Genomic DNA, 24,773 nt, shown 5'->3' with positions numbered 1-24,773 from the left:
AGACGGCTATTACGGATTTCCCAACGGAGTCCTGAAAGGCCGGGATTCCCACGGTCGCCCGTGAGGTTTCCTATTTCATCGCCGACTGCCTTTCCGGGAGGATCTTCCCTTGAGGTCTTACGTCAGCTCCGCAGGCGTTTTACCTCTCCGCCAGCCCGGCGGCGAGAATGTTCTTAGCAGCGTTAATGTCCCGATCATGCTCGACCCCGCAACCCGGGCACGTCCAGGTGCGCACGTTGAGGGCGAGGGTGGTGTTGATCCGGCCGCAGGCCGAGCAGGTCTTGGACGAGGGCAACCATCGGTCGACGGGGATCACCTCACGCCCGTACCAGGTGGCCTTGTACTCCAGCATGCTGCGGAACTGGCCCCAGGCCGCGTCGGAGATGACACGAGCGAGGCGGCGGTTGCGGAGCATGTTCCGCACGCTGAGGTCTTCGATCGCGACCGTTTGAGTCTCACGGACGAGTCGAGTGGTCAGCTTGTGCAGATGGTCCCGACGCCGGTCGGCGATACGGGCATGAATCCGGGCCACCGTGAGCCGGGCCTTCGCCCGGTTCGCGGAACCCTCCCGTTTGCGGGCCAGGTTCCGCTGCGCCTTGGCCAGCTTCCGCCAGTCGGCCTGCCCGTAACGCGGGTTAGCCACCTTGCCCAGCTCGTCACTCACCCCAGGCATCGGGCGGGACAGGGTGAGCAGACTGGTGATGCCCGCGTCCACACCAACCTCCGCCGCATTCGGCGGCAGCGGCTTCACGGTCGGGTCCTCCACCAGCAGGGACACGAACCAGCGGCCGGCGGCATCCCGGGACACGGTGACCATGGAGGGTTCCGCCCCTTCGGGGAGGGGCCGCGACCAGACGATGTGCAGCGGGGTGTTCATCTTCGCCAACGTGAGCTGCCCGTCACGCCAGCGGAACGCGGAGCGGGTGTATTCGGCCGACGCCCGCGACTTGCGCTTGGACTTGAACCTCGGATACCGGGACCGCTTGTCCCAGAACGCCACGAACCCGGCCTGCAGATGCCGCAACGTCTGCTGCAACGGCACCGACGACACCTCATTCAGAAACGCCAACTCATCGGTGCGCTTCCACTCGGTCAGCCACGCCGACGACTGCACATAGGTGGTGCGCTGCCGGTCCACCGCCCACGCCCGGGTCCGCACCTCCAACGCCCGGTTGTACACCAGACGCACACACCCGAACGTCCGGGACAACTGCTCGGCCTGTTCAGGAGACGGATAAAAGCGGTATCCGTACGCCCGCTTCACCATCCCACCCACGCCTCACACCCTACCAACCGTCCATGTAAGACGATCGTCGAGAGGAGGTAGCGTCGTGTCCTCCCGGCCGTAAACGGCCGGGTTCCCACGCCGCAAACCCGATGGCCGGCTCGACGATGAACGGAAATCGACAGGGTCGTGTCCCGCCGGCCGTCGGTAAGGCGGCGGGCCCGGTCAGGCCGTCCGCTGCAGCACCAGCAGCGCGCGGTCGGGCACGCAGACGGTGCCGCCCGCCTCGACCAGCAGGGTCTGCTCCGGATCCGGGTCCGCGGTGCTGATCACCAGTTCCCACCGCGGCCCGAACTCGGCCCCGGGCAGCGTGAAGTCCAGCGGCGCGTCGTGCGCGTTGAACAGCAGCAGGAAGGAGTCGTCCCGGTGGCGCTGGCCGTACTGGCCGCGTTCCGGGATGCCGTCGCCGTTGACGAAGAGGGTCACCGAGCGGCCGAAGTCGTTCCCCCAGTCCTCGCCGGTCATCTCCCTGCCGTCGGGGGTGTACCAGGCCAGGTCGGGCAGGGCGGAACCGGCGGCCCGGCCGCCCACCGGCAGCCCGGTGAAGAATCGGCGCCGGCGGAACACCTGGTGCCGGTTGCGGAAGTCGGTGAGTCGCCGGACGAAGTCGAGCAGCTCCTCGTCGGCCCGTTCCCAGTCCACCCACGCCAGCTCGCCGTCCTGGCAGTAGGCGTTGTTGTTGCCGTGCTGGGTGCGGCCCAGCTCGTCGCCGTGGCCGATCATCGGCACGCCCTGGGAGAGCATCAGGGTGGCCAGGAAGTTGCGCCGCTGCCGGGCCCGCAGGGCGAGCACCGCCGGGTCGTCGGTCGCTCCCTCGACGCCGCAGTTCCAGGACCGGTTGTGGCTCTCACCGTCCCGGTTCTCCTCCCCGTTGGCCTCGTTGTGCTTGTCGTCGTACGAGACCAGGTCGGTGAGGGTGAACCCGTCGTGGCAGGTGACGAAGTTGATGCTGTGGAAGGGCCGGCGGCCGTCGTCCTGGTAGAGGTCGGCGGAGCCGGAGATCCGGGAGGCGAACTCGGCCAGGGTGGCCGGCTCGCCGCGCCAGAAGTCCCGCACGGTGTCCCGGTACTTGCCGTTCCACTCGGTCCACTGCGGCGGGAAGTTGCCCACCTGATAGCCGCCGGGCCCGACGTCCCACGGTTCGGCGATCAGCTTCACCCGGCTCACCACCGGGTCCTGCTGCACCACCTCGAAGAAGGTGGACAGGCGGTCGACCGCGTAGAACTCGCGGGCCAGGGTGGCGGCCAGATCGAACCGGAAGCCGTCGACGTGCATCTCGGTGACCCAGTAGCGCAGCGAGTCCATGATCAGCTGCAACGAGTGCGGGCTACGCACGTTGAGGCTGTTGCCGGTGCCGGTGTAGTCGACGAACTGGCGCCGGTCCGCCTCGCTCAACCGGTAGTAGCTGGCGCAGTCGACGCCCTTGAAGCTGAGGGTCGGGCCGAGGTGGTTGCCCTCGGCGGTGTGGTTGTAGACCACGTCGAGGATGACCTCGATGCCGGCCGCGTGCAGCGCCTTGACCATGCCGCGGAACTCCTGCACCTGCTGGCCTCGGCCGCCGAGCGCGGAGTAGCCGTGGTGCGGGGCGAAGAAGCCGATGGTGTTGTAGCCCCAGTAGTTGCGCAGGCCCAGGTCGGCCAGGCGGTGGTCGTGCACGAACTGGTGCACCGGCATCAGCTCGACCGCGGTCACCCCGAGCCGCTTGAAGTAGTCGATCATCACCGGGGACGCGATCGCCGCGTACGTGCCGCGCAGTTCCTCGGGGATGCCGGGGTGGCGCATGGTCAGCCCGCGCACGTGCGCCTCGTAGATCACGGAGTGGTGGTATGGGGTCCGTGGCGGCCGGTCGTTGCCCCAGTCGAAGTACGGGTTCACCACCACCGACTTGGGCATGAAGGGGGCCGAGTCGGTCTCCGACATCCGGTCCGGGTCGCCGCCCAGCTCGTAGTCGTAGACGGCCGGATCCCAGGCGACCTCCCCGTCGACCGCCTTGGCGTACGGGTCGAGGAGCAGCTTGTGCGGGTTGCCGCGGACCCCGTTGGCCGGGTCCCACGGCCCGTGCACCCGGTAGCCGTAGCGCTGCCCCGGCCCGATCCCCGGCAGGTACGCGTGCCAGACGTACGCGTCGACCTCGCGCAGCTCGACCCGGCGCTCGGCGCCGGTGTCCCACTCGTCGAACAGGCAGAGCTCGATCTTCTCCGCCACCTCGGAGAAAATCGCGAAGTTCGTGCCCATCCCGTCGTAGGTGGCGCCGAGGGGGTAGCTCTCGCCCGGCCAGACCTGCATGTCGCTCCTTCGGCCCATGATCATGAGCGCACCGGACGGGCGGGCCGCCGGTGCGCACGCGCCTAGTGCCCCGCCGTACGTTCCGCCAACCCACCCGTTCGGACAGTAGCCGGAATCCACCTATCTGATATCGACCGAGCCCTCAGGTGTTGTCCATCACGATCGCCCTTTTCCAGGTGCAAGTTCGCGCGAGATGCCGTTTCCTGGTATCCGGACGTGCGCGCCCGCGCCGATCCGCCCGGCCGTTCGGCCACCCTCACCACGCTCACCACGCCGCCAATGTCGCCGGCGCGCACCACCATGCCTGGACGGAGATTGATGTGACCATCCTGCGGGTCGGCGAGCAGCCCGCCACCGCGACGGAACCACGGAACCGACCCACCCGCACCGCCCGCCCGACCATCCCGCAGCAGCCCGGCGTGCCGCCCCGGACCCGCCGCATCCTGATGCTGTCGTGGGAGTACCCGCCGGTGCTCGTCGGCGGTCTCGGCCGCCACGTACACGCCCTCTCCGTCGCCCTCGCCGCCGCCGGACACGAGGTCACTGTCGTCACCCGCCACGCCGAGGGCGCACCCCTGGAGGAGTACGCCGACGGCGTGCAGATCGTCCGCGCCGCCGAGGACCCGGTCACCTTCCCCCTCGCCACCAACTCCCTGCTGGCCTGGACCATGGCGTTCAACCACACCCTCACCCGGGCCGCGCTGCGCGCCGCCGAGTCCGGCGGGTACGACGTCATCCACGCCCATGACTGGCTGGTCGCGCACACCGCGATGACCCTGCGCGAGCATCTGGACGTGCCGCTGGTCAGCACCATCCACGCCACGGAGGCCGGCCGGCACCAGGGCTGGCTGCCCGAGGAGATGAACCGCACCATCCACGGCGTCGAGCATTGGCTGGCCGCCGAGTCGGGCCGGGTGATCGTCTGCTCCGGCTACATGCGCGACGAGGTGGCCGCCTTGTTCGGCGTGCCGGTCGGGCGGGTCGACGTGGTGCCCAACGGCGTCGAGCCGCAGCGCTGGCAGGCGCCGGCGGCCGCGGTCGCCGCCGCCCGGGCCCGCTTCGCCGGGGACGGCCCGCTGGTCACCTTCGCCGGCCGGCTGGTCTACGAGAAGGGGGTGCAGCACCTGCTCGCCGGGCTGCCCCGGCTGCGCCAGCGGCACCCCGGGCTGCGGGCCGTGGTCGTCGGCGACGGGCCGTACCGGGCGACCCTGGCGGCCGAGGTGCACCGGCTCGGCCTGGGTGACACCGTGAGCATGCCGGGCTTCCTCGGCGGCACCGACCTGCCCGCGGTGATGGCCGCCGCGGACTGCTTCGCGGTCCCGAGCATCTACGAGCCGTTCGGCATGGTCGCCCTGGAGGGGGCGGCGGCCGGGGCACCCCTCGCCGTGGCGCGGACCGGCGGGCTGGCCGAGATCGTCGAGCCGGGCGTGACCGGGATGGCCTTCGCCCCGCAGGACCCGGACGGGCTGGTCGAGGCGGTGCACGCGCTGCTCGCCGACCGGGAGCATGCCCGGGCCCTCGCCCGCCGCGCCCGCACCATGGTCCACGAGCAGTACGGCTGGTCGGCGATCGCGTCCCGCACCGCCGCCGCGTACGCCGCGGCCATCGCCAGGGACGCCGCGTTCACCGCCGAGCGGGCCGAGCAGCGGATGGCCCTCGGTCGGGCGCTCCCGCCGCTGCCGGAGGGCAACCTGCTGGCCGCTGCCGGGCTGCGCTGAGGCGTACCCGCGGGCGGGCGACGGTGGGTCGCCCGCCCGACGGCGGGGGTCACCGAGATGGGTCGAGGCACGTCATCATGCGGTCACGATCTTCCGTCCGGGCTGGTCACGGCCGCTGCCATCGGACAGACTCGCGTGGACCTGTCGGGACGAGGTCCAAGGAGACGCGGTGCGGGTGCTTATGGTCGAGGACGACCTGCGAGTCGCGTCCGCGTTGGCTGCGGCGCTGCGCCGGCGGAACCACGTGGTCATCGCGGCCACCACCGCGTCGGAGGCGACCGCCGCGGGGCCGGTCGATCTCGTCCTGCTCGACCTCAACCTGCCCGATCGGGACGGCCTGGAGTTGTGTCGGCAGATCCGCCGGCGCAATGAGGACGTCGCCATCATCCTGGTGACGGCCCGGTCCGAGGAGCGGGACCGGGTGGCGGGGCTGCGGGCCGGCGCCGACGACTACGTCGTGAAGCCGTTCTCGATGGCGGAGCTGCAGGCCCGGATCGAGGCGGTGATGCGCCGGACGGCCCGCGCCGCCCGGGTGGAGACGACGCTGGAGGTGGGCGACCTGCGGGTCGACCTGAATGCCCGGCGGGTCTGGCTCTCCGACCGGGAGGTCAGCCTGACCCGCAAGGAGTTCGAGCTGCTGATGGCGTTGGCCCGGCAGGCGGGCACGGTCGTGCCCCGGGACCGGCTGCTGATGGACATCTGGCAGACGACCTGGAACTCGGGGCACACCCTGGACGTCCACGTCGCGGCGCTGCGGGGCAAGCTCGACGACGCCGGCCTGGTGGAGACCGTACGCGGGGTGGGCTACCGGCTCCGGTCGGGGTAGCTCGCCGGGGCGCGGGGCGGCGAATCCTCAGATCATTCTCAAGAAATCCCGCACCGCTGACCGTGGCGCGCGTCACTGGCGTGTGCTGTCCGGACGTGTCATCCCACCTGTTCTGGAGCTTCCATGAGAGACAGACGGACGACGGCGATCCTCTCCGTCCTGCTCGCCGCCAGCCTTGCGGCGATCACCGGGCCCACGCCCGCATACGCGGCCGAGCCTAACCAGGTAGACGGCCTCACCGTCACGCAGGGCGACGGCTACGCCACCCTCGCCTGGACGCCGGTCGACGGCGCCACCGACTACCAGATCGAGCGCACCCCGGTCGCCGCCGACAACTCGGCCACCGGTCCCGCCGTGATCACCGGCGTATGGCGGCCGAACCGCCAGATCAACAACTCCTCGCCGACCTTCGCCGACGCGGGGTTCAACCCGGGCACCCGGTTCCAGTGGCGGGTGCGCGCCCGCTTCGGGACCACCGCGCAGCCGTACTCCGAGCCGGTGTCCGGCACCACGTCGGCGCCGTGGGGCGAACCGAACGTGCCGGGTGAGAACCTGCGGACCCAGTGGGAGACCACCCTCGCCGCGCAGTACACCAGCGACGTCGAGGAGTACGCGTACACCAAGGCGATCGACGACCTGAGCGACCGGGTCCGAGTCACGGAGATCGGCAAGACCGCGCTCGGCCGGCCGATCAACATGTTCGTCATCGGCTACCCCACCCCGCCGGCCACCCCGGAGGCCGTGGCGGCGACCTCGCCGCTGATGGTCAACTGCAACGTGCACGGCAACGAGCCCGGTGACCGCGAGGGCTGCCTGATCATGGCGCGGAAGCTGGCCTTCAGCAACGACGCCCGGACGATCGACCTGCTGTCGCACACCACCGTCCTCATCGTGCCGACCATCAACGGTGACGGGCGGGCGGCCAACACCCGGGGCAACTCCACCGGGCAGGACCTGAACCGCGACTACTCGCTGATCCGCCAGCCGGAGACCTTCTCGCTGGTGCAGATGCTGCGCGACTACCGCCCGATCGCCGGCTACGACGGGCACGAGTTCGGCAACTCCAGCGCCGGTGACCTGCCGATGCTGCCGCCGCGGCACCAGAACGTGGCCCAGTCGATCTTCGACGAGTCGCAGCACATGATCGAGGGCCACATGTACACCCAGGGCGCCAAGGACGGCTGGTGGCCGTGCCCGTACGGGTGTAACGGCGGCGGAAACGTGGGCCTGAGCGAGGAGACGATCCTGCGCAACACGCTGGGCCTCAAGAACGTCGTCAACTCGCTCCTGGAGCTGCGCAGCTCCGGTGGCACCACCCGGCCGGACGAGGGCAACACGGCCAACAACCGGCGGCGCAAGACGTACTCCGCGATGTGGACCTTCAACCAGTTCCTCGACTACCACCGGGCGAACCTGAAGGAGATCACCACGGCGCGGGCCGACGCGATCACCTTCCAGGTCTCGAACACCGGCCGGATCGTCTTCCGGGGTTCCCGTCCGATCCCGGCGCACCCGGCGCCGCACCCGGGTGAGGCCCCGCCGCCGCTCGACGCGCCGCGGGACGACCTGATTCTCGACAACGTGCCGTGCGCGTACAAGCTCACCGAGGAGCAGTACAACGGGGAGCGCACCGACGGCCCGGCCGGCCAGCGCACCACCGTGGCCCAGCGCCTCGCCGCGCACGGCCACAAGGTGGTCAAGGTCGCCGACGGGTACCTGGTCCCGCTGGCCCAGCCGGAGCGGGGGCTGATCCCGCTGCTGCTGGATGGGCAGGGCGTCGAGAAGCTGGTGGACGGCGAGCGGGTGTACCCGACCGTCACCGGCAAGCACAACGGCCAACTGGTGGTCTCCGGGGTGACCTGCCTGCGGGACGCCACGGTGACCGGTCCGGTCCGGGTCCGGGCGGGCGGGACGCTGATCGCGACCGGCTCGTCGATCACCGGCCCGGTGGACGCCAGCGGCGCGGCCGGGGTCTTCCTGACCGACACCGCGGTGGACGGCCCGGTCCGGATCGCGCAGACCAGCGGTCCGGTGGTGGTCGTCGACGCGAAGGTGACCGGCCCGGTCGAGGTGTCGGGCAACCGCGGCGAGGCGCCGCTGGTGGCGGCCAACACCGTGACGGGCCCGCTGCAGTGCAGCGGCAACACCCAGGCACCGGTCAACATCGGGCTGAGCAACTCGGTAGAGGGCCCGAAGAGCGACCAGTGCGCGAGCCTCTGACCCGTTGATCGTCGTACCGGCAGGCCCGACCTCCCGGGCCTGCCGGTACGACCCGTTCCGGACCTGGAGAACGCCGTGGACCAGCCCGTCCTGTCTCCGCCATCCCGACCTCTCCCCCGGCTCCGGTCGCCGGCCCGCCGTCACCACCCCCGGCAACGGATGGCGGCGCTCGCCGGGGCCGCCCTGTCCCTGGTGCTCACCGGCACGGCCTGCTCCGGCGCCGGCGCCGAGCGGCCCGCGGCGGCCGGCGCACCGGCGGCCGTAGCCGTGACCGGACCCCTGTGCGACCTGCTGCCCACCGGCAGTGAGCCGGGCAACCCGGCCGCCCTGGCCGGTCAGCCGGCCGAGGCGGCGCTGCAGTGGCTTCCCGTGCTCACCACCTTCGAGGCGGCCGTACGGGCGTCCGAGCTGGCCGACGACCTGCACGGCGGGTCGGGGGTGACCATCCTGGCCCCGACGGACGACGCCTTCGCCGCCAAGTTCTCCGAGGACAACCTGGACCAACTGTTCATCACCGACAAGGAGAAGCTTCGCGGCCTGCTCCGCGACCACCTGGTCGCCGGGTCGCTGTCGCTGTCCGACATGGTGGCCGCCGGCGGGGTCACCACGCTCGCCGGCACCAAGCTCACGGTCACCGGGGGCGGCGCGAGCGCGCGCCTGGCCGACCAGGCCGACACCGTGTGCGCCGACTACCGGGCCGCCGACGCGCGGATCCACATCATTAACCGGGTGCTCGGCAACCTGCCCACCACCGGCGGCCCCGGCGGCCACCGGGCGCATTGAACGGCACCAGAGGCATCTTGACCGCACGAAACCGCAGATCATAGGGTTTCGAATCCACCCCAGTTGATCTACCCCCAATCAGCGAAGAGAGGCATCCCGATGCGCCTGTCGAAGCGTCCGCCCGGGGCGGTCCCCACGAAGAGAACAGCCGGCGTCGCCACGCTGCTCCTGCTGGCCGGCCTGACGCCGTTGCTCGGGGGCGCCCCGGCCGGCGCCGCCCCCACCGCCCCCACCTGCAGCAACGACCCCGCTGCCCGACTGTCCACCGTGCCCAGCCCGGAGTCCGCGCTGGGCTTCCCGCTCGGCACCGGCCAGCAGCGAGTCGTCACCAACGACGAGGTCCGCGGCTACCTCAAGGCCGTTGACGACGCCTCCGACCGGGTGGTCACCGGCGTCATGGCGACGAGCGGGCTCGGCCAGCCGCTGCCGTACGCCATCGTCTCGAACGAGCGGCACGTCCAGCAGGGCGCCCTGCAGCAGATCGCCCGGGACATCCGCGACCTGCGGGATCCGCGCGGCATCACGGCGAAGAAGGCCGCCGAGACCGCGACCGACCGCCCGGCCATCGTCTGGGTGACCGCGAACGTGCACGGCGGGGAGAAGAGCGGCACCGACGCCGCCCTGAAGACCCTGTACGAGCTGGCCTCCGGCCTGTCCTGCGCGGTCGCGGAGCGCAACGACAACCTGGTCACCGTCATCGTGCCGACGCAGAACCCGGACGGCCGCGACGCCAGCCGCCGGCAGAACGAGTACGGCTTCGACATGAACCGGGACTGGTTCGCCCGGACTCAGCAGGAGACGGACGGCAAGATTGAACTCCTGCGGCAGTACCCGCCGCAGGTCTTCATCGACGCCCACGAGATGGGCGGTCAGCAGTACTTCTTCCCGCCGAACGCCGACCCGATCCACCACGAGATCTCCAGCGAGAACGTCGACTGGATCAACCGGATCGGCGAGGCCAACAAGGCCAGCTTCGGGTTCAACGGCGCCTGCGGCGGGGCCGTCACCACCGAGTGCTACTTCAACTACGCAAGGTACGACCTGTTCTTCATGGGGTACGGCGACACGGTGCCGGCTGCCGGCTTCGGTGCCGCCGGCATGACCTTCGAGAAGGGCAGCGGGTCGGCGGTGGCCGACCGGGTCCAGCAGCAGTTCCACACCCAGTGGTCGACCCTCGGCTGGGCCGCCGCGAACAAGCACGAGGTGCTGACCGGCTACTTCAAGATCTGGACGGACGCGCTCGCCCAGGGTAGGGCCGGCACGCTGGAGCCGAACGAGGTGGTCCAGCCGACCAACACCGTCCAGTTCCCGGTGCCTGACGTCAAGATCCGGTCGTACTTCCTGCTGCCCGACCGCCAGCTCGGCGACGTGCGCCAGCTGGTCGAGCGGCTGCGCCGGATGGACGTCGAGGTGTACGAGGTGACCAAACCGACCACGGTGCCCAACGCGCGGATCTCCGGCGGGCGCACCGCGACCGACGTCACCGTGCCCGTGGGCGCGTACTGGATCCCGATGGACCAGCCGCAGAAGCACTGGATCCAGGCGATCATGGGCGAGGACGCGTACGTGCCGTTCCCCTACTTCTATGACGTGTCTGCCTGGAGCAACCCGCTGCTCATGGGCGTGAACACCATCTACACCGGCGACGAGGTCCGGCCCCCGGCCCAGCTGGTCCGGCAGATCTCCGGCGGCAAGCCCTCGGCGGCCGGGGCGAAGGGTTCGTACGCCTACCCGCTGGACTCCGCGGCGGCGGCCGAACTCACCTTCCGGCTGCTCGGCCAGGGCGTGCCGCTGGTCCGTGACCTCGAGACCAGCGTGGTCGGCTTCCCCGCGAAGAGCCTGACCCCGGAGCTCGACCAGCTGGCCCGGTCGCTCGGGGTGACCCTGAGCCCGCACGACACGGCGGCCAGCGGGACCGCGGTTGACCTGCCGGACGTCGGGCTGTTCCAGGGCACCGGCATCTCCACCACCTCCGGCTCGCACGGCGAGGCCCGGTACCTGTTGGGCAAGCGGTGGGGCCTCGACCTCAAGCCGGTGACCACCGCCGACATCAACGACAACAGCCCGGCGTTCACCCAGCGCACCGTGCTGCTCGTGCCGGACGGCAGCAGTTCGACCGGCGGGCTCACCCCCGCCGGGCAGGCCAACCTGCGGAACTGGATCGCCCAGGGCCACACCTACATCGGGTTGCGGAACGAGGGCACCCGGATGGCCCGGGCCGCTGGCCTCACCTCGACGACTGAGAAGGGGAAGCCGGCCGGCTACCAGGTGCCCGGCTCGCAACTGCGGGTCAACGTCGATCACGGCAGCCCGGTCGCGCTGGGCCGCCCGGCGGAGGACTTCGCGTTCAACAACGAAGACTCGATCCTGAACCCGAGCAGCACCGGCACCAACGTACTCAGCTACCCGTCCGGTGACACCTTCTGGTCGAACGGCTACTCGGTGCACAGCGACGCACTGAAGGGGACGGTCGCGCTGGTGGACGAGCCGACCGGCGCCGGCCGGGCGGTGCTGTTCGCGTTCAACCCGCTCTTCCGGGCGTACACCGAGAACGCACAGCACCTGGTGGCCAACGCGCTGCTCTACCCGGCGGGCGCGGGCGCCGCGCCGAGCCGGGCCGCCCTGAGCCGCACGACCGGCGTCGACCCCGCCCGGGCCGCCGCCGCGGCGGCGCCGGTGGAGGAGAACCTGGGCGGCGAGTGGCGGCCGATCACCGTCGAGGTGGCGGCCGGTGACCGCGACCGCGCCGCGGCGATCGTCGCCCGGTACACCGACACCGCCCGGGTCTCCGTGGCGAACGGGTCGGCCTACCTGGTGATCCCGAACCGGGACGGCCTGCAGGCCGACGAGCACCCGTACCTGCGTGAGCTGGTGAACGCCCTCCGGGACGCGCAGATCCCGCTGCGCTCCCTGGTGGGCTGACGCCCCAACCGATACGGCGAAGGCCGCCGACCCCGTACGGGGTCGGCGGCCTTCGCCGTCAGGACCGGAATCAGCGCTCCGCGACGGGGACGTAGTCCCGCTGCGGGTAGCCGGTGTAGATCTGGCGCGGACGACCGATCTTGGTCTCCGGGTCGTTGATCATCTCGCGCCACTGGGCGATCCAGCCGGGCAGCCGGCCCAGGGCGAAGAGCACCGTGAACATCTTGGTCGGGAAGCCCATGGCCTTGTAGATCAGACCGGTGTAGAAGTCCACGTTCGGGTAGAGCCGGCGGGAGACGAAGAAGTCGTCCGCGAGGGCGATCTCCTCGAGCTGCACCGCGAGGTCCAGCAGCGGGTCCGGCTTGGCCATCCGGCCGAGCACGTCCTGGGCGGCCTTCTTCACGATGGCGGCGCGCGGGTCGTAGTTCTTGTAGACCCGGTGGCCGAAGCCCATCAGCTTCACGCCGTCCTGCTTGTCCTTCACCTTCTGCACGAAGGAACGGACGTCGCCGCCGTCGGCCTGGATCCGCTGGAGCATCTCCAGCACGGCCTGGTTGGCGCCGCCGTGCAGCGGGCCGAAGAGGGCGTTCACGCCGGCCGAGACCGAGGCGAAGAGGTTGGCGTTGCTGGAGCCGACCAGGCGCACGGTCGAGGTCGAGCAGTTCTGCTCGTGGTCAGCGTGCAGGATGAAGAGCATGTCCAGCACCCGGGCCACCACCGGGTCGACCTCGTACGGCTCGGCCGGCACGCCGAAGGTCATCCGCAGGAAGTTCTCGACGTAGCCCAGCGAGTTGTCCGGGTACAGCAGCGGCTGGCCGATCGACTTCTTGTAGGCGTACGAGGCGATGGTGGGGACCTTCGCCATCAGCCGCACCGTGGACATCTCCACGTGCTCGGAGTCGAACGGGTCCAGGCTGTCCTGGTAGAAGGTCGAGATGGCGCTGACTGCCGACGAGAGCACGGCCATCGGGTGCGCGTCGCGCGGGAACCCGTCGAAGAAGCGGCGCATCTCCTCGTGCAGCAGCGAGTGCCGCCGGATCCGTTCGCTGAATTCGGTGAGCTGCTGCGGGGTCGGCAGCTCACCGTAGATCAGCAGGTACGAGACCTCCAGGAAGGAGGAGTTCTCGGCCAGCTGCTCGATCGGGTAGCCCCGGTACCGCAGAATGCCGGCGTCACCGTCGATGTAGGTGATCGCGGACGAGCAGGACGCGGTGTTGACGAAACCGGGATCGTAGGTGGTCATCCCGGTTTCCTTGAGCAGATTGCCCACCCGGATGCCGGCGGGGCCCTCGACCGCGGACTGCACCGGCATCGACAGCTGCCCACCGGGGTGGTCGAGCTTGACTTCCGTCATGTGTTCCTCGCTTCGCCGGCAAGATCTTCGTTGAATTGCCTTCGCTTTTACCGTACTTACGGTCGGGAGGACACCGCTCGTCATGGTTCTACGGTGAGGTATGCGTCACGCGATTCCCGACTTGCCGGCTGGGAAACCCCGTGGAAGCGCGACCACGCGGCCGCGCGCCGGGGCGTGGGAAGGACATGGCGGCGCGGTCAGGACAGGGTGAGCCGGCGCAGGGCGCCGTCCGCGGCCACCCGGTAGATGTCCAGGCGGTTGGTGCCGGCGGCGAAGAGCCGGTCGTCGGGCAGCAGCGCCGCGAACCGCCGGCCACCCTTGTCGGGCGGGACGACCGGGACCACCGCGCCGATGGTCCCGTTGACCGCCACCGCGAGCTTCGTCCCGTTCGGCACCGAGGCCGGCAGGGTGCCCCAGACCAGGGCGGGCAGGTCGCCGTTCGCCGGGTCGACGGCGCGGAACGCGGCGAGGTTCGCCACGGTGGCCGTACCGCCGGCGGGTCGGTTGCCGGGCCGGGTGCCGACCAGCGGATCCGGGGCGGGGGTGGCGGGCGGAGACGGCACCCCGCCGGTGATCGGCACAGGTTCCCCGGGCCGGTCGTAGAAGCGCTTGTCGGCGCCCTCGCGCGGGGACTGCTTCGCCGAGCGGCCGTCCATCCGCCAGGGGATCCGGATGTGGGTCTCGTCGGCGATGGTGGGCAGCAGGTCGACGTGCTGCCAGTTCCGGTCGTCGACCCGGCCGGTCCGCTGGCCGGGCTCCTTGACGAACATCGGCACCCAGGCGACCTGGTCGGCGGCGTGGTTGATGGCGTCCATCCCCCGGCCCTGCCAGTCGCGCAGGAAGCTCACCCCGTGGTCGGCGGTGACCATGACGAGGGCCTGGTCGTAGAGGCCGGAGGCGCGCAGCGTCCGCAGCGTCTCGCCGATCAGGCGGTCCGTGTAGCCGAGCTGCGCCAGGTGCCGCTGCCGGGCCAGGTCCACCCAGCCGGCGCCGTCGTTGGGCAGGTCCTCGGGCGCGGCGTACCGGGCCCTGGACGGCAGGTACGCCCACGGCGCGTGCGGCATCAGCAGGTGCAGGAAGTGCAGGGTGGGCCGGGGCGAGGGGCGCAGCCCGGCGAGGAAGCTGGTGAAGCGGGCCGGCTGGTTGGCGTTGAGGGCGTCCCAGCGGAACTTCGGGTCCGCCGGGACCGGCTCGGCCGCGTCCAGCCCCGCCTCGGCCCGGGTCAGCTCCCGGTACGACGTCTCGGGGTCGACCCGGATGTCCACCGGCGCGGTGACCTGCCGCAGCAGTTTGCCGCTCTCCCGGACCAGCACGCCGAGGCCCTGCTGCGGCGCGGCCGCCTGCTCGCAGCGACTGGGCGGGCAGAGCCGGGTGATGCTCTCCTCCGCCTTGATCTCGTACAGGCCACCGAGGGCGGTGAACAGGTTGTCCGGGTACTGCGAGTAGTGCGGGGCGACCGGCTCGGCCGGGTAGCGGCCGGTCAGCATGGCCGGCAGCGCGTACGGCGTCCAGCCGCTGACGCCGGTGGCGTTGCGGTACCAGGTCGAGCCGGCGGCCAGCTCGGCGAAGTGCGGGTACCGGGTGGCGTCGATCCGCCCGTCCGGTCCGAGCAGCGAGACCAGCGGCAGCTCGTCCAGGACGATCATGACCACCGGCGGGTGGACGCCCGCGCCGGCCACCCCGGCGGCGCCGGCGTGGCCGCGGGGCAGCACCACCGCCGAGGCCGGCGAGGCGAAGAGGAAGAGGCCGACGAAGATCGCCGGCCCGACGGCGGCCAGCCGCAGCACCCGCTCCGGCGCCCGCCAGCGGCGGTGCGCGGCCGCCCCGACGGCGCCGGCCACGGCCGCCGCCAGCAGCAGCGGTACGCCCCGCAGCGGCGTGGTGTGCCGCCCGACCTGGACGGCGAGCGCGGCCAGCAGCAGCCCCACCACGAGGGTGTGCACGACCGCCCGGGTGACCCGCCCGGCGCACAGGCTGACCGCGCCGAACAGGGCTACCGGCACGGTCGGCGCGATCGCGATCAGGGCCACCAGGAGCAGGACGTCGGCCGGGGAGGCGCGGTGGAACAGGAAGAAGTCGGGGCTGCGCCCCAGCACGTCCAGCAGCGGTTGGGTGACCACCAGTCCGACCAGTGCCGTCACCTCCAGCAGCCGGCCCAGTTCGCTCCGCCAGACCCGCCGGCCGCCGGAGGGTGCCGGCGCGACCGGGCGTACCTCGGGCGGCGCGAGGGTGTCAGCCATGTACCACCACCTGGTAGAGCGTGCGGGTGCCGGACGGCAGCTCGGCCTGGCGGACGATCCGGCCGCGCGCCGCGAGCAGCGGCTCGAACGCCTCCCGCCGGTAGTCGGGGAAGAGCCCGTCGGGCTTGTTGGCCAGCAGCCGGCGCGCCATCGGGTCCTCGGGGTGGACGAACTCCACGACCAGGCTGCCGCCGGGTGCGGTCAGTGCGACGAACTGGTCCAGCACCTCGGCCAGCGGCACGTTCCGGCCGATCGCCAGGTGGTGCACCACCGCCAGCGCGAGCACCAGGTCGGCGCGTGCCCGGTCGCCGAAGGCGGCCCGTTCGACGCCGCGCCAGCCCCCGCCGGGCGACGGGTCGGCCAGGTCCATCACCAGCGGCAGGACGCGCTGCTCCCCCGCCGCCCGCAGGGCGCGGTAGAGCGCGTCGGCCACCGCCGCGTCCTGCTCGACCGCGACCACGTAGCCGGCCTGCCGGGCGGCGATCCGGGCGTACCGGCCGTCGTTGGCGCCCAGGTCGAGCACGAGCCCGGGTGCGGTGGCGGTCGCCGCCCGGTCGACGAACTCCTCCTTGGCCTGCCGGTCCGGCACCGAGTACGCGCAGGTGCGCTGGTAGTCCGACCAGTAGCTCTCCCCCGGCCGGTGGTCCAGCCGCCGGACCAGCTTCTCCAGCCCGCGTACGGTCGCCAGGGCCAGCTCGCGCGAGTAGCCGGCGGCCCGCAGCTGGGCGCGGACGTCGGCGGTGCTGGCCCGGGCGTTGCGGGCCTGCATCGCGCCGTGCAGGTGGACGTGGGTGAGCACCCCGGGCCGCCAGCGTCGGGTGCCGCCGAAGAGCCGCCGAATCTGGTCCGGCTCGATGCCGTCGATCCGGGCCCGCAGCCAGGGCTGGAAGTCGACCCCGAGGTGGGCCTGGAGCAGCATGGGATAGAGCAGGGTCTGGCAGAACTGCCGGTACCCGGCCCAGGGCTCCCCGTCGCGGGCCGGCTCGAACGAGCCGACGTCGATGAAGACCGGCGTGGCGCCCCGCCACTGGAGGTTGTACGCCGAGCCGTCCTTGGTGGTGAAGCCGTCGGCCAGCGCCATCCGCAGGACGTCCAGGTGCAGCAGGGCGGCGTCGCGCAGCATGCCGTACGTCCACTCGTACGGGTGGGAGACGAACGGGATGCGCTCGTGCCGGAGCACCGCCGCCCAGGGCAGGTCAACCGGGGCCGGGGTCAGCTCCTCGGTGCCGCAGACCTTGCCGGCGGCGAGCAGGTCGCGGAAGAAGTCGGCGGCGGCCAGGGCCCGCCAGTCGCGGGCGGACCGCTCGTCGAGCCCGCGCAGCACCTCGCCGTGGCGGTGGAAGACCCGGTTGCCAGGGTCGCGGAAGGAGCCGGGCTCGGCCTGGACGCCGGTGTCGAAGAAGGCCACGCCGGTCAGCTCCGGTCGGTGGGCTGCCGGCGGAACCGGGCCACCAACCGTCGCCAGTAGAGCTTGGCGGCCACCGCCGCGCCGGCCACCCCTCCGACCACCGCCTGCACGATCAGGCTGCCGGATCCCGCATCCAGGTAGGCCAGGTGCGTCACGGCTGCCCCCTTCCCCTGTTGATGGAGGCCGGCCCGATATAGGGGCTTTCGGCCTTTAAGCCGGACTTGTCCTTCACCGTACGCCGCCGCGGCGGTCCGTGTCGGGCACACCCGCCACTCCACCCACGTCCGTTCCGTTCAAGACGCCCCGGCCCGCCCGCCCCTACCGTGGCGGCCATGACACCGCACTTCGATCTGATCGGCATGGCCGTCACCGACATGGGCCGCACCCTCGACTTCTACCGCCGGCTGGGGCTGGCGATCCCGCCCGGCGCGGAGCGGGAACCGCACGTGGAGATCACCCTGGACAACGGCGTCCGGCTGGCCTGGGACGCGGTCGAGATGGTGCGCACCTTCAACCCGGGCTACACGCCGGCCACCGGCAGTCCCCGGATGAACCTGGCCTTCCGCTGCGCCGACCCCGCCGAGGTCGACCGCTGGTACGCGGAGCTGACCGCCGCCGGCCACCACGGCCACCTGCCGCCCTGGGACGCCTTCTGGGGCCAGCGGTACGCGGTCCTGCACGACCCGGACGGCAACGGCGTGGACCTGTTCGCCCCGCTCGACGGAGCCTGACCCCGGGCGCTCGTCCGGCGGCGACCGGTCAGCCGCGGCGGGCCGGCAGCAGGTGGGTCGGGGGTACCCCGGCGAGATCCTTCACCTCGCGGGTGAGGTGGGCCTGGTCGGCGTACCCGGCCCGGGCGGCGGCCTCGGCCAGCGGGGTGCCGGCACGGGCCAGGTCGAGGGCGCGGCGCATCCGCAGGATGCGGGCGAGGGTCTTCGGGCCGTATCCGAAGAGGGCCTGGCTGCGCCGGTGCAGGGCCCGCGCGCCGAGGCCGACCTTGGCGGCGGTGGCCGCCACGGTGGCGCCGGCCGCGAGCCGGGCGGCGACCCACGCCCCGAGCGGGTCGGGCCCGCCGGCGGCGCGCAGCCGTGCCACCGCGACCGCCTCCAGCACCGCGCCGACCGGCGCGGCCCGGCCCGGCCACGCGGGCGCCACCACATCGGCCGGCGCGCCTAGGGAGACGGCCGGCCCGGCGCCCACAGCGCCGGCGGATGGCCCCGGAGGCCGCGCCTCGGCGGCCACCGCCAGCCGGTCGGCCAGCTCGGCGGCCGCCCGGCCCCACAGGTCGGTCAGCGGGGCGCGGCGGTCCCGCAGCTCGTCTGCGGGGACACCGACGACGGCCGGACCTGTGCCGGGCGGCAGCCGCAGCCCGACCCACCGCTCGCCCGGCGCGCTGACGGAGAGGTGGGCGGTCCGATCAGGACCGGCGACCAGCAGCCCGGCACGGCTGGACCAGAGCAGGTCCAGGCACCCGTCGGGCAGCACCCGGGCCGGGGCCGCGCCCACCACGACGCTCTCCCACACCACCGCCCCACCAATCCCCGCCGCTGGCCGTTCCCGATACATCCCGCCACCCTGCCACGCCACCCCGTGGGCGGTCAGGGCCGGCGGTGGTGCATGGCGAGGCGGAGCAGGATGAAGCGCAGGGCGGTGGCGGCGAGGTTCGCGGCGACGAGCACAGCCAGTTCGAGCGTTCGGGGCGGGGCTGCCGTGGCGGTGTGCAGCATGGCCAGGGAGCCGCTGGTCAGGGCCAGGCCCAGGGCGAAGGCGAGCAGCCCCTGGAGGTGGTGCCGGCCGGCGTCGCGGCGGCCCGTGACGCCGAAGGTGAGCCGCCGGTTGGCGGCCGTGTTGGCCACTGCGGTGAGCAGCAGCGCCAGCAGGTTCGCCGGCTGCGCTCCGAGCGGCCCCCGGGCCAGCACGAACAGCAGCAGGTACGCGAGCGTGCTGGCCACCCCGACCGCGGCGAACCGGACCAGCTGCCGGGGCAGCCCGACGGGCACCTGCGCCGGCGGCGGGTGCAGGGGCGCCCGCCCGAGCTGCTCGCGCAGCTCCGCCAGGGGCAGCGCGCCGGTGACCAGGGCCCGGCCCAGGCGTCCGATGCCGCGCAGGTCGGCCAACGCGGTGGGCACGATGTCCACCCGGCTGTCCGGGTCGTCCACCCAGTCCACCGGCACCTCGTGGATGCGCAACCCGGCACGCTGCGCCAGGACCAGCAGCTCAGTGTCGAAGAACCAGCCGGTGTCCTGGACCAGCGGCAGCAGCCGGGCGGCCACGTCGGCGCGAATCGCCTTGAACCCGCACTGCGCGTCGGAGAAGCGCGCCGCGAGGGTGCCGCGCAGCAGCAGGTTGTAGCCGCGGGAGATGATCTCCCGCTTGGTGCCCCGGACCACCCGGCTGGTCCGGGCCAGCCGGGTGCCGATGGCCAGGTCCGAGTGGCCGGAGATGAGCGGCGCCACCAGCGGCAGCAGCGCCGCCAGGTCGGTGGAGAGGTCCACGTCCAGGTACGCCAGCACCGGCGCCGGGGAGGCGGACCAGGCCGCCCGCAGCGCCCGGCCCCGCCCCTTGGCGTCGAGGTGCAGCACGCTCACCTCGGGCAGCTCCGCGGCGAGCGTCTCGGCCACCGCGAGGGTGCCGTCGGCACTGGCGTTGTCGGCCACCGTGATCCGGAACGGGTACGGGAAGTGCGTGGTGAGGTGGGCGTGCAGCCGCCGGACGCAGGGCCCGAGGTCGGTCTCCTCGTTGTAGACGGGGACCACCACGTCCAGCACGGCCGTCGGCGTCGTCGGGCGGGCCTGCACCGCGGCCCGGGGTTGGCTCGTCCAGGTCATGGTCAGCCCTGCTTTCCGTTGCTCAGGTCGTACACGGTGATGCCGTCGACGGTCTTGGCGGTGAAGTGCTCGGCGACCCAGCGGGCGATCTCCTGGGACGCGGTGCTGCCGCCGTTGGCCCGGAACCCGCCGCCGCCGATGAAGTAGTGGATCTTCCCGGCGGCCACGTACTGCTGGAACTGCGCCAGGGTCGGGGACGGGTCGCTGCCGTTGAAGCCGCCGATCGGCATCACCGGCCTGCGGGTGGCGAGCTGGTAGCCCGAGGCGTTGTTCGAGCCGACGGTGGCGGCCACCCAGGTGTACCGATCGGCGTCGGCCATCAGCAGCGCGGTCATCTCCGCGCTCGGCTCGCGGGCGTCGAGCAGCCGGCCCATGCCGCCGCCGTTCCGCTGCGACCGCCCGTCGCCCCCCGGGAACGCGCCGCCGGGCAACTGCCCCGTGCCGGGCTGGCCGGCCCCGCCGGGCTGGCCGGTGCCGCCGGGCTGGCCGGTGCCGCCGGGCTGGCCGGGGAGACCGGGGAGAAGGCCGCCGCGGGAACCGGGGAACCGGCCGTCCTGCGCCGTGCCGCCGTCCGGGCCGCCGGGGAACTCCATGCCGGCCGGCATCCGGCCGCCGGGGAACCCGCCGCGCCCCTGGCCGAAGCCGCCCTGCGTGAACGGGCCGGCGCTGGGGATCGAGCCGGTGTGCGGCGTCGCGGCGGTCTGCAGCGCGTACCCGGCCGGACCGGCGACGGCGGCCACCGCGCCGAGCACCAGCACCACCGGGGCCACCCGGCGGGGCAGCCTGCCGACCAGGAGCAGCAGGACGGCGGCGGCCAGGCCGACCACCAGCACGGCGGTGGGCAGCCACGGATACCAGTCGGCGCTGCGGCCCAGCAGGCGCCACGACCACCAGGCGGTGACCGCCAGGGTGACCGCGAGCGTGGCGGCCGCCGCGCGGGACCGCCATCGGCCCGGGGTGGCCCGGGCCCGCCACAGCAGGACCGCGCCGATGCCGACCAGGGCGCCGACCGCGGGGGCCAGGGCCACCGTGTAGTACGCGTGGAAGATCCCGGACATGAAGCTGAAGATCAGCCCGGTCACCAGCAGCCAGCCGCCCCAGAGCAGCAGGCCGCCCCGGGTCCGGTCGGTCCGCGCCGCCCGGCCGGCCAGCACCAGGCCGGCGACCAGCAGGATCAGCGCGGCCGGCAGCAGCCAGGAGATCTGCCCGCCGACCTCGGTGTCGAACATCCGCAGCCAGCCGGTCTGGCCGGAGAACGGTCCCCCGCCACCGCCGCCCATCCGGCCGGGGCCGACGCTGCCCTCCTCGTCGCCGGTGATCCGGCCCAGACCGTTGTAGCCGAGGGTCAGCTCCAGGATGCTGTTGTGCTGCGACCCGCCGATGTACGGGCGGGCGCTCGCCGGCACCAGCTCCACCACGGCCACCCACCAGCCGGCGGAGACCACCACGGCGAGCCCGGACAGGAGCAGCTGACGGATCCGGCGCCCGACGCCGGTCGGCGCGGCGAGCAGGTAGACGCCGGCGAAGACCGGGATCACCAGGAACGCCTGGAGCATCTTGGTGAGGAAGCCGAGGCCGACCAGCACGCCGGTCAGTACGATCCACCGGGTGCTCGCCGTCTCGACCGCGCGCACCGTGGCGTACGCGGCGGCGACCAGCAGGAACACCAGCAGCGCGTCCGGGTTGTTGAACCGGAACATCAGGGTGGACACCGGGGTGACCGCGAGCACCGCGCCGGCGAGCAGACCGGCGGCCGGGCCGTACCAGCGGCGGACGGCCGCGTACAGCATGCCGACCGTGGCCACCCCGAGCAGCGCCTGCGGCACCAGGATCGACCAGCTGCTGAGCCCGAAGACCCGGACGGAAAGCGCCATCAGCCACAGTGCGGCGGGGGTCTTGTCGACGGTGATCGAGTTGGCCGCGTCGGATGAGCCGTAGAAGAACGCCGTCCAGCTCTCCGAGCCGGCCTGCACGGCCGCCGAGTAGAACGCGTTGCCCCAGCCGGAGGTGCCGAGCCCCCACACATAGAGCACGGCGGTGGCCAGCAGCAGCCCGATCAGGGCCGGTCTCGCCCAGCGCGGGTCGCGGCGGGGCGGCTCGGGTGCCGCCACCGTGGGACCCGGTTCCGGGGCGGGCGCAGGGGGCGGCTCGGTCGCGGTCGACCCGCTCGCGGGCGCGGTCAGCAGACTCTCTGTTCTGTCCATGCCGGCCAGCCTCCGGTGGCCCGCTGGTCCGGCCCCATGAACGACCTATGCGTCGGCTGTGGATCCCGGCAGCCGCACCGTGAAGGTGGTCCGGCCGGGACGGCTGGCCACGTCGACCCGGCCGTGGTGGGCCTCCACCACGGCGGCCACGATGGCCAGACCGAGCCCGGTGCTGCCGTGCGCCCGGGAGCGGGAGCTGTCGCCGCGGGCGAAACGCTCGAAGACCTCCGGCTGGAGGTCGGCGGGGATACCGGGGCCGTCGTCGGTGACGCTGAGTTCGACGCCGTCGGTCACCGGCGCCAGCCGGGTGGTCACGGTGGTGCCCGGCGGGGTGTGCACCCGGGCGTTGGCGAGCAGGTTGGCCAGCACCTGGTGCAGCCGGTGGGCGTCGCCGGTGACGCTCACCGGCTCGTCCGGCAGGTCCAGCTGCCAGCGGTGGTCGGGGCCGGCCACGTGCGCGTCGCTGACCGCGTTCACCACGAGGGCGGTGAGGTCCACCGGCTCGGCCGCGAGGGGCCGCCCGGAGTCCAGCCGGGCTAGCAGCAGCAGGTCGTCGACGAGGCTGGTCATCCGGGTGCTCTCGGATTCCACCCGGCGCAGCGCGTGGGCCACGTCCGGCGGCACCTCGTCCCGGCCGCGCCGGGCCACCTCCGCGTACCCGCGGATCGCCGCCAGGGGGGTACGCAGCTCGTGGCTGGCGTCGGCGACGAACTGGCGTACCCGGGTCTCGCTGGCCTGGCGGGCGGCGAGCGCGGCGGCGACGTGGCCGAGCATCCGGTTGAGCGCGCCGCCCACCTGCCCCACCTCGGTCCGCGGGTCGGTGTCGGCCGCCGGCACCCGGACCGACAGCGCCACCTCGCCGCGGTCGAGCGGCAGCTCGGTGACCCGGCTGGCGGTGGCGGCGACCCGGTTCAGCGGGCGTAGCGTGGCCCGGACGATCAGCGCGCCGAGGCCGCCGGCGATGATCAGACCCGCCACGATCACCCCGGCCTGGGCGACGACCATCCACATCACCGTCTGCTCGGCGCTGGCGAGCGGGATGGCGAGGGCGAGCACGTCGCCGTCGGGCGCCCGATGGGCGGTCGCGCGAAAGTCACCGCGGTCGCCGACCTCGACGGTACGTGGCCGCCCGTCGAGCGGCAGCGCGGCAACCGCAGTGACGTCGGTGGCGGACACGGCTTCGGTTCCCCCGGACTCGGTTCGGGCCGTCGCCGTCGGAACTCCGTCGTCGATCCGGATCGCGATCGAGCCGGGTGGGAAGCCGGGCGGCGGCTCCGGCCGCTCGGTGTTGGGGCCTAGCCGCCTCGAATCGCCGGGGCGGAACCAGGGCGGCACGTTGGAGCCGCGCCGGTCGCTCATGGTGAGCTGCTTGTCGACCTGGTTGACCAGGAAGTGCCGGAGGGCGACCGTGGTCAGCCCGCCGATGCCGACGCTGACCAGGGCGAGCAGCGCCACCACGGAGAGCACGAGGCGGCGGCGTAGCGACCAGCCGGCCAGCCGGCGACGCAGCCGGCCGGCCAGGTCACTCCGCCGGCTTGAGGACATACCCGGCGCCTCGCAGCGTGTGGATCATCGGCTCGCGGCCCGCGTCGATCTTCTTGCGGAGGTACGAGATGTACAGCTCGACCACGTTGGCCTGGCCGCCGAAGTCGTAGTTCCAGACCCGGTCGAGGATCTGTGCCTTGCTGAGCACCCGGCGCGGGTTGCGCATCAGGTAGCGCAGCAGCTCGAACTCGGTGGCGGTGAGGGTGATCAGGTCGGCGCCGCGGCGTACCTCGTGGCTGTCCTCGTCCAGGCTGAGGTCGCCGACGGTGAGCACGGCCTCCTCGCGGGTGGCGACCGCGAACCCGGAGCGGCGCAGCAGGGCACGCAGCCGGGCGATGACCTCCTCCAGGCTGAACGGCTTGGTGACGTAGTCGTCCCCGCCGACGGTGAGCCCGGCGATCCGCTCTTCCACCGCGTCCCGGGCGGTGAGGAAGAGCACCGGCACGCTCGGGGTCTCCTCGCGCAGCCGGCGCAGCACCTGGAAGCCGTCTAGGTCGGGGAGCATGACGTCGAGCACCACCACGTCGGGCTTGACCTGCCGGGCGGTGGTGATCGCGGCCGTCCCGTTGCCGGCCGTGGTTACCTCCCAGCCCTCGTAGCGCAGGGCCATCGCGAGCAGGTCGGTCAGCGTCGGCTCGTCGTCGACCACCAGTACGCGCACCGGTTCGCCGTCCGGCCGGCGCAGCTCGATCCGACCCCGCATGGCCTGCCCATCCATCACCATGTCCCCCATCGTGGGCCGCCCCGCTGTGCCGCGCCTGTCCCGATCCTGTGTACCAGCTGTGCGGCTGCCCACGGGGTTCCCGCGCGGGCCGGCCGCGCGGGCCGCCGCCGGGCTGGCGGGCGGGGTCGCTGCGGGGTTACCAGTCGGCAGGGCGGCGGTCGGCCGCCCTGAGCCCGCTCACTCGGTGGCGCCGAACGGCTCGGTGCGCACGTACCGCATCGTCCAGGTGCCCCAGCCGTCCCGCCGGTCGCGCTCGTAGAGGTGGTCGGTCTCGTCGCCGGGCGGAGCGGCCGGCTCGCCCGGGTGCCGCATGATCCACCGCCGCGGCGGCTCCCCGTCCGGCTCGGCGGGCAATTCCCGGACCAGGTCGTGGGCGGGTCCGCCGACGAACCGTACGCGCACCAGAGCCACCGCGTACCCTCCGTTCCCG

At 72.7% G+C, this 24,773-nt stretch carries 18 protein-coding genes; 6 read left to right on the top strand and 12 right to left on the bottom strand.

The window, feature by feature from the left end:
* Positions 1-139: 139 nt before the first annotated feature.
* Both A6A27_RS22230 and glgX read right to left on the bottom strand, forming a co-directional pair.
* On the bottom strand, positions 140-1,267 hold the full coding sequence (locus tag A6A27_RS22230; RefSeq protein ID WP_073836578.1) for an RNA-guided endonuclease InsQ/TnpB family protein: 1,128 nt from the start codon (positions 1,265-1,267) through the stop codon (positions 140-142).
* A gap of 183 nt (positions 1,268-1,450) precedes the next feature.
* The gene (gene glgX / locus A6A27_RS22225) at positions 1,451-3,571 is read right to left on the bottom strand and encodes a glycogen debranching protein GlgX (RefSeq protein ID WP_073836577.1); all 2,121 of its coding nucleotides are present in this window, start codon (positions 3,569-3,571) and stop codon (positions 1,451-1,453) included.
* Positions 3,572-3,891: 320 nt separating this feature from the next.
* Between glgX and A6A27_RS22220 the strand changes: the two genes are divergently transcribed.
* From A6A27_RS22220 to A6A27_RS22200, 5 genes are all read left to right on the top strand, one after another.
* Positions 3,892-5,289, top strand: a complete 1,398-nt coding sequence (locus tag A6A27_RS22220; protein ID WP_073836576.1) for a glycosyltransferase family 4 protein — start codon at positions 3,892-3,894, stop codon at positions 5,287-5,289.
* A gap of 169 nt (positions 5,290-5,458) precedes the next feature.
* Positions 5,459-6,115 (top strand): response regulator transcription factor, encoded by a 657-nt coding sequence (locus A6A27_RS22215; protein ID WP_073836575.1) that lies wholly within the window; start codon positions 5,459-5,461, stop codon positions 6,113-6,115.
* A gap of 123 nt (positions 6,116-6,238) precedes the next feature.
* On the top strand, positions 6,239-8,335 hold the full coding sequence (locus A6A27_RS22210) for a M14 family zinc carboxypeptidase (RefSeq protein ID WP_073836574.1): 2,097 nt from the start codon (positions 6,239-6,241) through the stop codon (positions 8,333-8,335).
* A 75-nt stretch (positions 8,336-8,410) separates the two neighbouring features.
* A complete protein-coding gene (locus A6A27_RS22205; protein ID WP_143194108.1) occupies positions 8,411-9,118 on the top strand; it encodes a fasciclin domain-containing protein in 708 nt (235 codons plus the stop codon).
* A 99-nt stretch (positions 9,119-9,217) separates the two neighbouring features.
* Positions 9,218-12,040 carry a M14 family zinc carboxypeptidase gene (locus A6A27_RS22200; RefSeq protein ID WP_073836572.1) on the top strand — a complete coding sequence of 941 codons (2,823 nt, stop codon included), beginning with the start codon at positions 9,218-9,220 and terminating at the stop codon, positions 12,038-12,040.
* Between the two features lie 70 nt (positions 12,041-12,110).
* Here A6A27_RS22200 and A6A27_RS22195 read toward each other — a convergent pair whose 3' ends face one another.
* The 4 genes from A6A27_RS22195 to A6A27_RS45100 form a co-directional block, all read right to left on the bottom strand.
* Positions 12,111-13,394, bottom strand: coding sequence for a citrate synthase (locus tag A6A27_RS22195; protein WP_073836571.1), 1,284 nt, complete (start codon positions 13,392-13,394; stop codon positions 12,111-12,113).
* A 197-nt stretch (positions 13,395-13,591) separates the two neighbouring features.
* Positions 13,592-15,634, bottom strand: coding sequence for a sulfatase-like hydrolase/transferase (locus tag A6A27_RS22190; RefSeq protein ID WP_073836570.1), 2,043 nt, complete (start codon positions 15,632-15,634; stop codon positions 13,592-13,594).
* The gene (locus tag A6A27_RS22185) at positions 15,627-17,042 is read right to left on the bottom strand and encodes a class I SAM-dependent methyltransferase (RefSeq protein WP_143194107.1); all 1,416 of its coding nucleotides are present in this window, start codon (positions 17,040-17,042) and stop codon (positions 15,627-15,629) included. The genes A6A27_RS22190 and A6A27_RS22185 overlap by 8 nt, the downstream gene beginning before the upstream one ends.
* A gap of 5 nt (positions 17,043-17,047) precedes the next feature.
* On the bottom strand, positions 17,048-17,197 hold the full coding sequence (locus tag A6A27_RS45100; protein WP_167666652.1) for a hypothetical protein: 150 nt from the start codon (positions 17,195-17,197) through the stop codon (positions 17,048-17,050).
* A gap of 177 nt (positions 17,198-17,374) precedes the next feature.
* Between A6A27_RS45100 and A6A27_RS22180 the strand changes: the two genes are divergently transcribed.
* The gene (locus tag A6A27_RS22180; RefSeq protein ID WP_073836568.1) at positions 17,375-17,773 is read left to right on the top strand and encodes a VOC family protein; all 399 of its coding nucleotides are present in this window, start codon (positions 17,375-17,377) and stop codon (positions 17,771-17,773) included.
* A gap of 28 nt (positions 17,774-17,801) precedes the next feature.
* Here the strand turns inward: A6A27_RS22180 and A6A27_RS22175 are convergent, their stop codons facing one another.
* The 6 genes from A6A27_RS22175 to A6A27_RS22150 all read right to left on the bottom strand — a co-directional run bounded on the left by A6A27_RS22175 (position 17,802) and on the right by A6A27_RS22150 (position 24,754).
* On the bottom strand, positions 17,802-18,608 hold the full coding sequence (locus A6A27_RS22175; protein WP_073836567.1) for a helix-turn-helix domain-containing protein: 807 nt from the start codon (positions 18,606-18,608) through the stop codon (positions 17,802-17,804).
* 32 nt (positions 18,609-18,640) lie between these two features.
* Positions 18,641-19,870: a glycosyltransferase gene (locus A6A27_RS22170; RefSeq protein ID WP_073836566.1), complete on the bottom strand. Its 1,230-nt coding sequence runs from the start codon at positions 19,868-19,870 to the stop codon at positions 18,641-18,643.
* 2 nt (positions 19,871-19,872) lie between these two features.
* Positions 19,873-22,074 carry an ArnT family glycosyltransferase gene (locus A6A27_RS22165; RefSeq protein WP_073836565.1) on the bottom strand — a complete coding sequence of 734 codons (2,202 nt, stop codon included), beginning with the start codon at positions 22,072-22,074 and terminating at the stop codon, positions 19,873-19,875.
* Positions 22,075-22,119: 45 nt separating this feature from the next.
* Positions 22,120-23,619, bottom strand: coding sequence for a sensor histidine kinase (locus A6A27_RS22160; protein WP_073836564.1), 1,500 nt, complete (start codon positions 23,617-23,619; stop codon positions 22,120-22,122).
* Complete coding sequence (locus tag A6A27_RS22155; protein WP_073836563.1) at positions 23,597-24,343, bottom strand: response regulator transcription factor; 747 nt, start codon at positions 24,341-24,343, stop codon at positions 23,597-23,599. Before A6A27_RS22155 ends, A6A27_RS22160 begins: the two co-directional genes overlap by 23 nt.
* Positions 24,344-24,520: 177 nt before the next feature.
* Positions 24,521-24,754 carry a hypothetical protein gene (locus A6A27_RS22150; protein WP_073836562.1) on the bottom strand — a complete coding sequence of 78 codons (234 nt, stop codon included), beginning with the start codon at positions 24,752-24,754 and terminating at the stop codon, positions 24,521-24,523.
* Between the last annotated feature and the right edge of the window lie 19 nt (positions 24,755-24,773).

This window comes from Micromonospora sp. CB01531 (assembly GCF_001905095.1).
GTDB lineage: Bacteria > Actinomycetota > Actinomycetes > Mycobacteriales > Micromonosporaceae > Micromonospora.
The sequence above is the reverse complement of the archived record's forward strand: the minus strand, read 5'-3'. Positions and strand labels throughout refer to the sequence as shown.

What these genes read in the sequence shown, in the direction of transcription:
- A6A27_RS22230 (WP_073836578.1), bottom strand. Translation starts at nt 1,267, where the DNA reads ATGGTGAAGCGGGCGTACGGATACCGCTTTTATCCGTCTCCTGAACAG.
- glgX (WP_073836577.1), bottom strand. Translation starts at nt 3,571, where the DNA reads ATGCAGGTCTGGCCGGGCGAGAGCTACCCCCTCGGCGCCACCTACGAC.
- A6A27_RS22210 (WP_073836574.1), top strand. Translation starts at nt 6,239, where the DNA reads ATGAGAGACAGACGGACGACGGCGATCCTCTCCGTCCTGCTCGCCGCC.
- A6A27_RS22200 (WP_073836572.1), top strand. Translation starts at nt 9,218, where the DNA reads ATGCGCCTGTCGAAGCGTCCGCCCGGGGCGGTCCCCACGAAGAGAACA.
- A6A27_RS22195 (WP_073836571.1), bottom strand. Translation starts at nt 13,394, where the DNA reads ATGACGGAAGTCAAGCTCGACCACCCCGGTGGGCAGCTGTCGATGCCG.
- A6A27_RS22190 (WP_073836570.1), bottom strand. Translation starts at nt 15,634, where the DNA reads ATGGCTGACACCCTCGCGCCGCCCGAGGTACGCCCGGTCGCGCCGGCA.
- A6A27_RS22180 (WP_073836568.1), top strand. Translation starts at nt 17,375, where the DNA reads ATGACACCGCACTTCGATCTGATCGGCATGGCCGTCACCGACATGGGC.
- A6A27_RS22175 (WP_073836567.1), bottom strand. Translation starts at nt 18,608, where the DNA reads ATGTATCGGGAACGGCCAGCGGCGGGGATTGGTGGGGCGGTGGTGTGG.
- A6A27_RS22170 (WP_073836566.1), bottom strand. Translation starts at nt 19,870, where the DNA reads ATGACCTGGACGAGCCAACCCCGGGCCGCGGTGCAGGCCCGCCCGACG.
- A6A27_RS22165 (WP_073836565.1), bottom strand. Translation starts at nt 22,074, where the DNA reads ATGGACAGAACAGAGAGTCTGCTGACCGCGCCCGCGAGCGGGTCGACC.
- A6A27_RS22160 (WP_073836564.1), bottom strand. Translation starts at nt 23,619, where the DNA reads ATGTCCTCAAGCCGGCGGAGTGACCTGGCCGGCCGGCTGCGTCGCCGG.
- A6A27_RS22155 (WP_073836563.1), bottom strand. Translation starts at nt 24,343, where the DNA reads ATGGTGATGGATGGGCAGGCCATGCGGGGTCGGATCGAGCTGCGCCGG.